Genomic DNA, 12,368 nt, shown 5'->3' with positions numbered 1-12,368 from the left:
CCGCTGCACTCTCTCGAACATTGAACGTCGAACGTTGAACGGCTTCTAATTGGTCAGTTCCGACACGTGCACAAAAGTGATGCCGCTTTTGGCCAGTTCGGGCATATAGAGCTTCAGGGCTCGCATGGTTGCAGGGTGCGGATGACAGATTGCTATCGCCGCACCCTTTTTTCTTGCTACGGCGGCGGCCTGCGCCAACTGCTTGCCGATGGCACTTTCATCCTGCACGTTGTCCAAAAACACCTGGCGCGCGGCACACTTCATCCCCAGCGCCTTCGCCTCCCGGTACCCGACCGAGGCCGGCGAGGTCTTGCTGTCCACGAAGAACAGTCCCTTCTCCTTCAATATCTGCAGCACCACCTTCATCTTGCCCGCGTCCTGGGTGAAGCGCGACCCCATGTGGTTGTTGGCGCCGACCGCATGGGGCACGGTGGCGAAGTAACTCTTTATCCTCGTCGCGATCTCGCCGTCGTCCATGGCAACCAGCACGCCTATCGACTCCATCTTCTGCTTGGGATACCCCTCCGGCTCCATCGGCATGTGCACCATCACCTGGGCACCGGCCGCGTGCGCGCCTTCGGCCACCTGCTTGGCGTGGGCCAGGCTCGGGATGACCGAGTAGGTGAGCGGCTGCCCGATCGACTGCAGCGTCTTCAGCTCCTGCATATTGGTTCCCATGTCGTCGATGATGATGGCCAGACGACCCGGACCGGTGGCTTTGGGGAGCGCGGCCGGATGCGGCTTGGGAGCCGGAACCTGGGCGGTGGACAGCTGCTGCTGCACGGGAGCCGGCCGTTCGGGCATCGGTTGATGCTTGGTCGCGCCGGCCGTCGCTTTCGGCGGAGGTTGAGAGGGGGGAGCAGGCTTCTTGAAATGCTCCAGGAGGAAAAAAGCGGCAGCGATCAGTACCGCGACTATGAGAAGTGCCATGAGCGGCTTGCGTCCACCGCCGCCGGGAGCAGGCTTGCGCCTGTTTACCGCCTTGCCTTTTCTTGCCAAAACTACCTCCACCGGGACGGCGCCGCGACATGGCATTGCCGCAACCGCCCCAAGACATCAGTGCCGGCCCTTTCAGCCCGCCGGCATGTTCTAATGTGAGATAGCATGATGCGCTGCGACATTGCAAACACTTTGCAAAAGGGGAGAGACTGGGGAAGGGGACTGGCTCCGCCAGGTGCCTGTCCCCCTGGTGCTTCGGGAAGGTGGCTGAGCTGAAAGGAGTGCCGTCGGCTGCCGTCCCATCCCCAACATTAAAGAGATTGATTAAGGCAAAGGGAGGATGTATAAAAACTCTCAACTGTCTCAGGAGGATGAACATGCTGGTCCAGTGGAGAGACGATCTCAGCATCGGGATGCTAGAGATCGACGTTCAACACAAGCTTCTTTTCGATAAGTTCAACGCCTTCGTCAACGCCTACCAATCCAACCAGGATACCGACGAAATCATGCGCATGTTCTGGTTCCTGGAAGCGTATGCCGTCACACACTTCAAGGAAGAGGAGAAGCTGATGCAGCAGGTCCGCTACCCGGACTATGAGAAACATCGGGAAAAGCACCTTGCCTTCATCGACCAGATCAACCAACTGAAAGAGCGCCTGAAGGCGGAGGGACTCACCCAGGGTGTGGTCAACAACATGACCACCTTCATCACCAGCTGGCTAATCGACCACATTTCCACCATGGACCGCGCCATCGGCCGCTTCGTCAACAACTCGGCAGTCCCGCCCGGGATCTGAACGCCGCTCCGTTTCCGCACCAGCGCCGCCCCCCGGCGCTTTTGCCTCCCCCCCACTCCGCACTACCTTTCACTTTTTGATCTGGATCATACGCTAAACTGCCGATAGTGTTACCATGGGCTCAAAGGGGTAGAAAACACCCCGCAACGTCTGAACCGGCCGCTCTTGCGACAAGAGCCGCCAAGGGAGCGACACCATGAAAAACGCAACTCCGGAACCTGCAGAAAAAAATAACGTGGAAACCGTAGGCTCGGTGGTCGCAAGAGATTTTCGCACCGCCCAAGTCTTTGAAAAATACGGCATCGACTTCTGCTGCGGCGGCAACCTGCCGCTGGCGCAGGCCTGCCGCGAAAAAGGGATCGACCTTGCGACGCTGCAGCGCGACCTGGAAGAGACCTCTGCCCGCCCGCTGGAGCGCAGCCAGAACTACGACGCCTGGGAGCTTCCCTTCCTCGCCGACTACATCGTCAACGCGCACCACGGCTACCTGAAGGAGAGCGTCCCGACCATCACCGCCTATACCACCAAGATCGCACAGGTGCACGGCCCCAACCACCCCGAGGTGGTGCAGATCGCCCAGATCTTCGAAAAGGTGGCGGCCGACCTGATGCAGCACCTGGAAAACGAGGAAGGGCAACTTTTCCCCGCCATCAGGAAGCTCACTGAACTGAAAAAGGAAGGTGGTGCACCGAACCCTGAAGAGATCAGGAAGCTGAAAGCAGTCCTCTCGGAACTGGGCCACGAGCATGACGAGGTGGGGGCCGCGGTACACGAGATCCGCCGGCTTTCCAAGAACTACGCGGTGCCCGCCGACGCCTGCAACACCTTCATGGTGACCTACCAAAAGCTGAAAGAGTTCGAGGACGATCTGCACAAACACGTCCACCTCGAGAACAACATCCTGTTCCCGAAGGCAAGCAAGCTGTAACAGTCCTACGGATCCCCCCTCCCCTTGCGGGAGGGGGTTAGGGGGTGGGGGAAGGTGCCATCATCGCCGTTCCTTGCGGCTTCCCCCCCGCCCCCTCCCCATGCGGGAGGGGGGGAGCCCGCGAACAAGGAATAGCTGAAAAACAAGGAGCCCACGTATGACGATCGTAGTAGCAATCTTTGCCTTTTCCTGGCTGGCCCTGGCGGCCGTTTCGCTTTGCCCCCTCAGGCAGCGTAAAGATGATTAAGACGCCGCAGCCAGCTCCACATTAGCCCGTCCCGCTCCACCCACACGACTCGCGCCAGGCCCCGAAACCGGATCCCCACAATCCTTTCGGGGCTTTATTTATTTGGCGAGGTTGACATACCCCCTCCTGACGGTATCCTTCCTGCTGTCGATCATTAGAGTGAATTAACTTTTCTCATCAACGACGGCAAAAAGGAGGGCGGTATGACCGGAAAAACAGCCCGGCTGATCTTCTGGGTGGGTACTCTCACCTCGGCAGCGATTTTCCTCTGGCAAACCTACGACTTCCACATGCAGACCCCCAAGTTCACCCACACGGACAAGCTCACCGAACAAGTAGTTGCCGGCAAGAAGGTCTGGCACAAGTACAACTGCAACGACTGCCACACCATCCTGGGTTTTGGCGGCTACTACGCCCCCGACATGACCAAGGCCTTCTACCGGCTCGGCGAGAACAATATCGCCTCGATCGTGCAGCACCCCGACGTCATGTACAAGAACTCCTTCCGCAAGATGCCCCAGCTCAACGTGAGCGAAACGGAAACGAGACAACTGGTCTCCTTCCTACGCTGGGTGGGCGATATCGAAAACCGACACTGGCCCCCCCAGGACGAGAAGTTCGTACAGGCCTACAAGCTGCGCGAGTCCCAGCCGCAGAAGCTGGACAAGGTGCACCTGGTGCTGCAGGCCTGCGGCGGCTGCCACACCTTCGAGAACCAGGGGCGCAACGTGGGCGGCGACCTGACCACCATCGCCAACCGGATCACCTACGACCGCCAGACCCTGATCAACTACATGATCAATCCGCAGTCGGTGCGGCCAGGGGTCGCCATGCCTCCGCAGGACGTGAGCCCGCAGACGGCGGCCATCATCGCGGACTTCATCCTGAGCCTCAAGTCCACCAAGGAGGTGAGCAAATGATGCTGATCGAATACCAAAGCCAGCGGGTATCGCTGTGGTACTTCCGTCTCGCCCTGGTGCTCTTCATACTGCAGGTGATCTTGGGGCTGTGGCTCTCCATCAACTACGCCTTCACACTGCCGCAGGACCTGGTCAACGTCTTCCCCTTCTCCACCGCCCGGGCGCTGCACACGAACCTGCTGGTCGCCTGGATGCTGCTGGGCTTCATGGGCGGAACCTACTACATCCTGCCGCCCGAGTGTGCGCGGGACCTTTTCAGCGAAAAGCTCGCCTACCTGCAGCTGATCATCTTCGTCGGTACGGCGGTCACCGCCGTCGTCGGTTTCCTCTTCGGCTGGACCCAGGGCAAGCCGCTCCTGGAGATCCCCCTCCCCCTGGACTGGCTCATCGTGGTGGCGGCACTCATCTTCATCGCCAACGTAGCCATGACCATCATCAAGGCCGAGGTGCGCACGGCACTGCAGTGGATGCTCTTGGGCGGAGTGACCTTCCTGGCCCTCATGTACCTGTTCGGGATGCCCTTCTACCAGAACCTGAACACGGATTACTACTACTGGTGGTGGGTGATCCATCTCTGGGTGGAAGGGGCCTGGGAAGTGGTGACCGCATCTATCGTCGCCTACATCATCATGAGGGTCACCGGTGTGGACCGGAAGGTGGTCGAGAAGTGGCTTTACGTTGAGACGGGGCTGTTCCTCTTCACCGGCATCGTCGGTACCGGGCATCACTACTACTGGATCGGCGCACCCGACTACTGGCTCTGGTGGGGCGGCATCTTCAGCGCCCTCGAGCCGCTCCCCATCGTGCTCATGGTGGTGGACACCTGGATGCACGTGCGCGAGCGCAGGAACCCCATCGTCAATCCGCTCACCTGGTACTACATCATCGGGCTGGCCATCTATCACCTGGTGGGCGCAGGCCTCTGGGGCTTCATGCACACGCTGCCGCCGATCAACTACTACACCCACGGCAGCCAGGTCACCGTCTCGCATGGCCACCTCGCCTTCTTCGGCGCCTATGCCCTGTTGAACCTGACCATCTTCTACTTCGCCATGCCGCGCCTGAAGGGGATCAACAAGTACAATGACCGGCTGGGCAAGTGGGGCTTCTGGATCACCACCATCGGCATGTTCATCCTGGGGCTCGTGTTCGGCATCGCCGGGATTCTGCAAACGTACCTGGAGCGGTTCCTGGACATCGGTTACAGCACCGCGCACCTCACCATGATGTTCTGGTTCCGGGTCGCCTTCGGCGTCGGTCTGGTCTTCCTTGCCGGCGTCGTCATCACCGTGTACCACCTCTTCACCATCAAACCCTCCAGCATCCCGGCCCCGGAACCGGTGGTGACTCCCGCCTCCAACATCTAAGGAAAGGTAAAAGGGACCATGCGTTCGCATGGTCCCTTTTACCTTTCCTTTCCCCATCCTCAGGTGGTGCCCAGATCTGGCCAGTCTCCTACGTTAATGGGTGCTTCATTTACTAATGTAAGGGCTGCTTTTTCTAATTTAGGGGTCACTTTAAAATAAAGTAGGTGCGTTGCTAAATTCAAATCCCCCCTGCCCCCCCTTTGACAAGAGGGGGACGCAAATGCTCCTGCAGCGCTTCGTGGCAAATGTGCTCCTGGTTCACAAATTCCTCAGCTTCGCTGAAATATCGACGGCTTGGGTAAGGTGGGTGGGCGGAATGGAGCGTTCCGCGAGAGGGACAGGCACCTAACGGAGCCGGTCCCCTTCCGCTCCTTCCGCCGGATGAACAAAAAAAAGGCGCCAGGTCTGCCCGGACCTGGCGCTAAGGAGCTACATCTGCTCTGGTGCTGCGTGCTGCTACTGCAAAGGGGACCGGCACCTTCGGAGCCGGTCCCCTCCTACTTTCGTTTATTACGCGAGACTCGCCTGCAGGTCGGCGTCGGCACTGCCGATCTGGCCGATGTTGAAGTTGTCGACCAGGAACTGCAACACGTTGGGCGACAGGTACGCCGGAAGCGCCGGCCCCAGCTTGATGTTCTTGACGCCAAGGTACAGGAGCGACAGCAGGATGACGTGCGCCTTCTGCTCGTACCAGGAAAGGATGAAGGAGAGCGGCAGGTCGTTGATGCCGCAGTTGAAGGCGCCGGCCAACGCGAGCGCGATCTGAACGGCGGAGTAGGCGTCGTTGCACTGCCCCACGTCCAAAAGACGCGGGATGCCGCCGATGTCGCCGAACTCGAGCTTGTTGAAACGGAACTTGCCGCAGGCAAGGGTCAGGATGACACAGTCCTTGGGCACCTTCTCGGCAAACTCGGTGTAGTAGTTACGACCGCTCTTGGCGCCGTCGCAGCCGCCGATCAGGAAGAAGTGCTTGACCGCTCCCGCCTTGACCGCCTCGATGACCTTGTCCGCCACACCCAATACCGCGTTGTGACCGAAACCGGTCAGGATCTCCTGGCCGGGGGCGTCGGGGAGGTCCGGGCACTCGAGGGCCTTGTTGATCACTTCGTCGAACTTGTAGCCGGTCAGGTGCTTGGCGCCGGGCCAGCCTACCTCGCCCCAGGTGAAGAGACGGTCCTTATAGCTGTCCGCCGGACGCTGGATGCAGTTGGTGTTGAAGATGATGGCGCCGGGGAACGCCGGGAACTCCTTGGCCTGGTCCTGCCATGCGCCGCCGAAGTTGCCGTAGAGGTGCGAGTACTTTTTCAAGCCCGGGTAGCCGTGGGCCGGGAGCATCTCGCCGTGGGTGTAGATGTCGATCCCCTTCCCTTCGGTCTGCTTCAAAAGCTCCTCGAGCATGCGCAGGTCGTGACCGGAAACGAGGATGCCCTTGTTCTTGCGGGTGCCGAGCTGGACCTTGGTCGGGACCGGGTGACCGTAGTGCTCCACGTGCCCGGTGTTCAGCATCTCCATCACCTTGATGTTCAGCTTGCCGCACTCCATGGCGATGCCCACGAAGTCCATGAGCCCCTTGCTAGTGTCGGTGGTGGCGGCGAGCGCCTTGTGGAAGAAGGCGAACACCTCTTCGTCGGTCTTGCCCAGGATGTAGGCGTGGTTCGCATAGGCGGCCATGCCCTTCAGGCCGTAAATGATGATCTCGATGGCGGAGAGGATGTCCGGGTCGCTGTGCTGGCTCTTCACCCCGTGCTCCTGCCCCTGGGCCACCAGCCCTTCCAGGTTGTCGGCGATGACCCACGCGGCCGGGCCGTCGGTGATGGCGGGAGCAGCCGCACCGTTCTTGGCGCGGTAGGCGCTCTCGTACAACGCCTTCACCTGCTCTTTCTGGTCGTAGCATTTCCTCAGCTTGCCTGCCAACTGCACCGGATCGAAATCGACGTTGGTGACGGTGGTGAAAAGACCCTCGATGAGGAACATGTCGGCGACCATGCTGCGCGCGCCGAATTCCCTTGCCTTGTCAGCGTAAATAGCCAGCCCTTTGAGACCGTACATCATCAGGTCCAAAAGCGCAGCGACCTCGGGATTCTTCCCACATACACCCACTACCTCGCATCCCGTTCCCTTGGCGGCCTGCTCACATTGACGGCAGAACATTCCCATAAGAACCAACCTCCTGTTTTATGTGGTTTTTCAACAGCCACTATGAAGTAGCTGAGTTACTGGCGCACGTAAGTGTAACAACAATGCTGGCAGATCCAAGTAGAAAAATGTGGATGACTGAACTCCACACGCAAAATGTGTAGCAGTTAATCCAATTGCTTTCCTCAATGACAGTATCAGAGGAGGGCCTGAAGCCGTCGAGGCTACCTGTGTTTTTACAAAGTATTCACCTGATGCGTCCCGCGCCAAACCTTCAGCCGTTAACTGAGCAACCGTGCGCGCATTAATACTTTACAATACTTCATTTTCCTTTGCTCTTCTGCTGATTTATGGTAATAAGCTTGCGCTTGCTAAGCGTAGAAAAAGGTTCTGGCACGGGAGGGATCAGTGAACAACGCTGTTCGTCTGCTAATTTTGGCCTTGGTTTTAACAGTTGTCGGCCTCATCTGTTATGGCCCATACTTGAACACATATTTTGCCTGTGATGACTTCAAATATCTGGAGAATATAATCTCACGCTCGCCAGTCGCCATATCTCTGGGCTACAACGCCCAGATGCGACTGTTGAGTAACTGGGCATGGGTCCCCCTCTACTGGATATCCGGCACCGAACCGCTCGCCTACAACACCTTCGGCCTCTGTGTCAATCTGGGAAACGCACTCCTGCTGTACCACGTCCTGAAGAAGCTTTTGAAGAACGAATTTGTGGCCTCCATGGCCCCCCTTTTCTTCGTCATGAATGCCGCCGCGGCAGATGCCGTCTTCTGGAAAGCAAACTTCAGCGGGTTGCTCAGTCTGTTCTTTAGCCTCCTGTCCCTATCCCTCTACGTTGACTACAGGTTGCGTCAGTCATTACGGTTATACTGGCTGTCAGTGGCTGTTTACGTGCTGGCCATCTTCAGCAAAGAGGATGCTACAGCATTGATAGCTTTGCTGGTTATCGTCGAGTTCCTCTACCTCGATGGTCTGTCCCGGATACGTCCCCTCCTGTTACGCGTAGCGCCCTACGTCCTCGCAGTCGTGTTCTACCTTGCCGTAACGACGCTCGCCTACCGCTATTACCACCTGACCTCTGAAACGTGGGGATGGTTCAGGCTGAGGCCCCTCTACTTGCTTTTTGGGGGATTCAGCGCCTTCTTCATCAATCCTGATGGCCTTCTGAGCATGCAGGACGTCAGGATCTACATCACTGCCCTATTAATTCCGCTGAGCTTTCTCCTGGTAAAGGACCGGAAGGTCCTGCTGCTCGGCTTCTTGTGGATAATCGTTACCTTCGCCCCTTCAAGCCTCACATCCATCGGCGTTTTTGATCCCCGTTCCTTCACCAGTTCTACCAGCCGCTTTTACTACGCCCCGGCCGCCGGTGTGGCCATCGTGCTGGCGGCATGCCTCGACCAGGTAAGGGTGTGGACCGGGCGCCAAAAAGGCTACGCGATCGCGGTACTGTTCTGCGCCGGCTACCTTGCTCTCAATGTCCCGAGAATCCATGCCCGCGGGGATGCGTGGTCCCATAGCGCGGAGCATGCCCGCAGTTTTACGGCCGCAATGAAACAATTGGCCCCGACTGTTCCCGCTGGTTCATACATGGTGCTGGACACCCAATACAAGCCCGTGGGCTGGATGTGGCAGGCGCTCAATGTCGCTTATCTTACATCGGGAATCCAAGGGGGCAGGAGCTATCCCGCGACAATCAGGCCGGATCAGCCAGTATTTTTAGTGAGATGTGATCCTTCAACAGTGCTTCCTTACCAGGTCGCAAGGATACGTTAAATCATGCGTGTTTCTGTCGTCATACCTGTCTACAAGGTGTCTACCATTCAGGAACTCGTAGCCACCGTTCATGCTGTGGATGAGGAAGTCATCGCTACTCCACCTCTTCAAAAGAGCGGCAAGCAGTCCCCTCCTGGGCATTGGCAAAGACTCCAGTTTTGTCAAGCACCCCACCGGCCTGTGACGTTCCCACTCCCGATTTTCTCTTGAAGTCACTATGAAATGTTGAAACCTGGATTAATATTTCTGGAAAGTTTTCATTTCAGAGTAAACATGACTACCGCTACTACACGGAAGTCTCAATGCCAGGGGGGATAGACATGGGCAAGGACAGCAAGACGCTATGCAAGTGGGACAAGGACGAGATAAAGGACAACCTGAAGGAACTTAAAAAAATCGTGGCGGAGCCGCGCTATGTTTGCAAGAAATGCGGACGGGCGGCTAAGAAAGAGGAGCACCTCTGCAAGCCGGAGCCTCTGGACAAGTAGCAGCGCTAGCCCCCGTGGGATTCGCCCTGGGAGGGACTTTCGTTGAGCCACTTCATCATCATGCCGCTCACCGGGTTGCGCTTGCGGAACTCGTTGCGCACGTAGTCCATGAGCTTGTTTAAAAGGTCCTCGAACTGCCCCCATTCTTTCTTCAGGTCATCGAGGGCGTGCGCGTTCTGCGGCTCCCGCTGCACCCGGCGCAGCAGTTCTTCGAGACGTTCCTGCCCCGTTTTCTGCTGGGTCATCAGGTCTTTAACCATCTTGGTGAATTCCTCGGAGAAGAAGAGCCCCTGTTTCTGGAAGGTGTCCATAAAGTGTTCGCCGGTCCCCCTGATGGTTCGTAGCTGCTTCTCCGCCTGGGCGCGCTCGCCTTCGCCCAGCGACGCCAGGAACTCCCGCCCCAGCCGCAGCTGGTCGATCAGGCTGGCGTAGAGCCGCGCCAGTGCGTCGGACTTGTTCTCCTGCTGCACGATCTGCTCGCACAGCCCCTCCCGGAACAGCTTCAGGGCACGCTCCGTCTCGTTCCGCATGCGCACCCTGAAATCCTGGCAACTCTGCTGGGTGACCTGCCTGATGAAAAAGTTGACTGCCCAAAAGGTGGCCCCGAGCCAGATGACGAGCAGGGTTGCTCCCGCCAAGCAGTAGTAGATTACTTCACTCATATGATTCCTCCGTGCCGCACTCTGGAAGAGCGCCGACACATGTAGCAACAACGTAAAAGGGACCCGACTCAGTAACGTGGGGCATCCTGATAGGTTGCGTATCGGCATTTGCTACAGTTTCTGCAGGCAAAAGAGGCTTGTGGGAGCAACAAGAAGCAAATTCCCCCTGTCCCCCCTTCGCAAAAGGGGGGGGATGCTCATTCACATGCAGCGCTTCGTGGGCTGCGTGCTCGGTGCTTCCAAAGACAAATCCCCCCCTGCCTCCCTTTGATCTCGATCCCAAGGTCCGCCTTGGGAACGCAAAGCCTTTCAGAAGCTCCTGCTTCCCTCGGATACATAGCTGGAGCTATGCGCCATATGTGGTTCCCAAGCTGGAGATTGGGAACCAGGAAAAAAGGGGGGGACTGGCTCCGCCAGGTGCCAGTCCCTTCCTCTGGACCAAAGTGACGCCGTATACATGTGGAACGCTTGCTAAACGGCGATAACAACTTAAACTAACACTTTGTTATTGCACGATCATTGGACGTTACTCTGACACACACCTTGGCTCAATCATACAAACTCACGGCAGTTCCGATATTTATGACATAGGCTTGCGGCGACTAACGACGGGTGTCGACTAAGCATACCCGTCGTTCATGTGTCGCCGGCACTGATCCATTCATCTCCAGGAGGACGGCATGAACCAACAGGAAGGGTACGCTGACGACATCGTCAAAGGGTTTGTGATCTGGAGCATGGTATGGGGACTGGTGGCCGTGCTGGTCGGCGTCTTCATCTCGTTCCAAATCGCCTTCCCGCAGCTCAACTTCCCCCCCTACCTCACCTACGGCCGCCTGCGCCCGATCCACACCAACGCCGGCATCTTCGGCTGGGGCATCGGCAGCTTCATGGCCTTCTTCATCTACATCACCCAGCGCCTGACGCGAACGAGCCTGTGGAGCCCGGGGCTGGCGAAAGCCCAGCTCTGGCTTTTCAACGTGGTGATCGCGCTGGCGGCGGTGACGCTGGCCATGGGGATGAACCGCTCCAAGGAGTACGCCGAGCTCGAATGGCCGGTGGCGAGCCTGGTGGTGGTGCTCTGGGTCATCTTCGCGGTCAACATCGTGATGACCATCGTGAAAAGGCGCGAGGAGCAGATGTACATCTCGCTCTGGTACATCCTGGCCACCCTGGTCGGGGTCGCGGTGCTCTACCTGGTCAACAACGCCTCCATTCCTGTGTCGCTCACCAAGTCCTACTCCGCCTACGCCGGCGCCAACGACGCCAACGTGCAGTGGTGGTACGGGCACAACGCGGTGGCCATGGTGCTCACCACGCCGCCCCTGGCCATCTTCTACTACTTCCTCCCCAAGGCGACCGGGGTCCCCATCTACAGCCACCGCATGGGGGTGATCGCCTTCTGGAGCCTCATCTTCATGTACCTGTGGACCGGGGCACACCACCTCTTGTGGGCGCCGGTGCCGGACTGGGTGCAGACGCTGGCCATGGCCTTCTCGGTGATGCTGATCGCCCCCTCCTGGGCCGCGGTCTTCAACGGCTACTTCTCCATGAACGGCCAGTGGCACCAGATGCGCGAGAACTACCTGGTGAAGTTCCTGATCTTCGGCATCACCTTCTACGGCCTGCAGACGCTGCAGGGGCCGTCGCAGTCGATCCGCACCTTCTCCGCCTTCATCCACTTCACCGACTGGGTGCCGGGTCACGTGCACATGGGGACGCTGGGGTGGGTGTCGCTGGTACTTTTCGCCGCCATCTACTACACCATCCCCCGGCTCTACCACACCGAGATCTACAGCATAGGCCTCGCCAACGTGCACTTCTGGCTGGTGCTTACCGGCCAGCTCATCTTCTCCATCACCATGTGGATCGCGGGGGTGCAGCAGGCGGCCATGCTGAACGCCACCAACCCCGACGGCAGCCTCCACTACAGCTTCATCGAGACCCTGGTGGAGCTCTACCCCTACTGGCACATGCGGGCCCTGGGCGGGGTCATCTATCTCGCCGGGCTCCTCGTCTTCCTCTACAACATCTACCTGACCATCGCCGGCGCCAAGACCCAGGCCGCGGCGCAAAGAGCCTAGGGAGGAGAC

The 12,368-nt window shown here is 58.5% G+C and carries 10 protein-coding genes; 7 read left to right on the top strand and 3 right to left on the bottom strand.

Features of this window, described 5'->3' with window-relative positions; all coding sequences use genetic code 11:
• Positions 1-45: 45 nt before the first annotated feature.
• A complete protein-coding gene (locus JFN91_RS03540) occupies positions 46-999 on the bottom strand; it encodes a divergent polysaccharide deacetylase family protein (protein WP_199387841.1) in 954 nt (317 codons plus the stop codon).
• Between the two features lie 317 nt (positions 1,000-1,316).
• Here JFN91_RS03540 and JFN91_RS03535 point away from each other — a divergent pair, with 317 nt between their 5' ends.
• From JFN91_RS03535 to JFN91_RS03520, 4 genes are all read left to right on the top strand, one after another.
• A complete protein-coding gene (locus JFN91_RS03535) occupies positions 1,317-1,736 on the top strand; it encodes a bacteriohemerythrin (RefSeq protein ID WP_199387840.1) in 420 nt (139 codons plus the stop codon).
• A 196-nt stretch (positions 1,737-1,932) separates the two neighbouring features.
• On the top strand, positions 1,933-2,664 hold the full coding sequence (gene ric, locus JFN91_RS03530; protein ID WP_199387839.1) for an iron-sulfur cluster repair di-iron protein: 732 nt from the start codon (positions 1,933-1,935) through the stop codon (positions 2,662-2,664).
• Positions 2,665-3,114: 450 nt separating this feature from the next.
• On the top strand, positions 3,115-3,831 hold the full coding sequence (locus tag JFN91_RS03525; RefSeq protein ID WP_199387838.1) for a c-type cytochrome: 717 nt from the start codon (positions 3,115-3,117) through the stop codon (positions 3,829-3,831).
• On the top strand, positions 3,828-5,198 hold the full coding sequence (locus tag JFN91_RS03520; RefSeq protein ID WP_199387837.1) for a cbb3-type cytochrome c oxidase subunit I: 1,371 nt from the start codon (positions 3,828-3,830) through the stop codon (positions 5,196-5,198). The genes JFN91_RS03525 and JFN91_RS03520 overlap by 4 nt, the downstream gene beginning before the upstream one ends.
• Positions 5,199-5,708: 510 nt before the next feature.
• Here JFN91_RS03520 and hcp read toward each other — a convergent pair.
• Positions 5,709-7,355 (bottom strand): hydroxylamine reductase, encoded by a 1,647-nt coding sequence (hcp, locus tag JFN91_RS03515; RefSeq protein ID WP_199387836.1) that lies wholly within the window; start codon positions 7,353-7,355, stop codon positions 5,709-5,711.
• Between the two features lie 387 nt (positions 7,356-7,742).
• Between hcp and JFN91_RS03510 the strand changes: the two genes are divergently transcribed.
• Positions 7,743-9,125: a hypothetical protein gene (locus tag JFN91_RS03510; protein ID WP_199387835.1), complete on the top strand. Its 1,383-nt coding sequence runs from the start codon at positions 7,743-7,745 to the stop codon at positions 9,123-9,125.
• A 320-nt stretch (positions 9,126-9,445) separates the two neighbouring features.
• The gene (locus JFN91_RS03505) at positions 9,446-9,613 is read left to right on the top strand and encodes a hypothetical protein (protein ID WP_183348929.1); all 168 of its coding nucleotides are present in this window, start codon (positions 9,446-9,448) and stop codon (positions 9,611-9,613) included.
• Between the two features lie 5 nt (positions 9,614-9,618).
• Here JFN91_RS03505 and JFN91_RS03500 read toward each other — a convergent pair whose 3' ends face one another.
• Complete coding sequence (locus JFN91_RS03500; RefSeq protein WP_199387834.1) at positions 9,619-10,275, bottom strand: hypothetical protein; 657 nt, start codon at positions 10,273-10,275, stop codon at positions 9,619-9,621.
• A gap of 680 nt (positions 10,276-10,955) precedes the next feature.
• Here JFN91_RS03500 and JFN91_RS03495 point away from each other — a divergent pair.
• Positions 10,956-12,359 carry a cbb3-type cytochrome c oxidase subunit I gene (locus tag JFN91_RS03495; RefSeq protein WP_199387833.1) on the top strand — a complete coding sequence of 468 codons (1,404 nt, stop codon included), beginning with the start codon at positions 10,956-10,958 and terminating at the stop codon, positions 12,357-12,359.
• Positions 12,360-12,368: the final 9 nt, after the last annotated feature.

The organism is Geomonas anaerohicana, from assembly GCF_016458305.1.
GTDB classification, from domain to species: Bacteria; Desulfobacterota; Desulfuromonadia; order Geobacterales; family Geobacteraceae; genus Geomonas; species Geomonas anaerohicana.
The sequence above is the reverse complement of the archived record's forward strand: the minus strand, read 5'-3'. Positions and strand labels throughout refer to the sequence as shown.

What these genes read in the sequence shown, in the direction of transcription:
- JFN91_RS03500 (WP_199387834.1), bottom strand. Translation starts at nt 10,275, where the DNA reads ATGAGTGAAGTAATCTACTACTGCTTGGCGGGAGCAACCCTGCTCGTC.
- JFN91_RS03505 (WP_183348929.1), top strand. Translation starts at nt 9,446, where the DNA reads ATGGGCAAGGACAGCAAGACGCTATGCAAGTGGGACAAGGACGAGATA.
- hcp (WP_199387836.1), bottom strand. Translation starts at nt 7,355, where the DNA reads ATGGGAATGTTCTGCCGTCAATGTGAGCAGGCCGCCAAGGGAACGGGA.
- JFN91_RS03525 (WP_199387838.1), top strand. Translation starts at nt 3,115, where the DNA reads ATGACCGGAAAAACAGCCCGGCTGATCTTCTGGGTGGGTACTCTCACC.
- JFN91_RS03495 (WP_199387833.1), top strand. Translation starts at nt 10,956, where the DNA reads ATGAACCAACAGGAAGGGTACGCTGACGACATCGTCAAAGGGTTTGTG.
- ric (WP_199387839.1), top strand. Translation starts at nt 1,933, where the DNA reads ATGAAAAACGCAACTCCGGAACCTGCAGAAAAAAATAACGTGGAAACC.
- JFN91_RS03520 (WP_199387837.1), top strand. Translation starts at nt 3,828, where the DNA reads ATGATGCTGATCGAATACCAAAGCCAGCGGGTATCGCTGTGGTACTTC.
- JFN91_RS03535 (WP_199387840.1), top strand. Translation starts at nt 1,317, where the DNA reads ATGCTGGTCCAGTGGAGAGACGATCTCAGCATCGGGATGCTAGAGATC.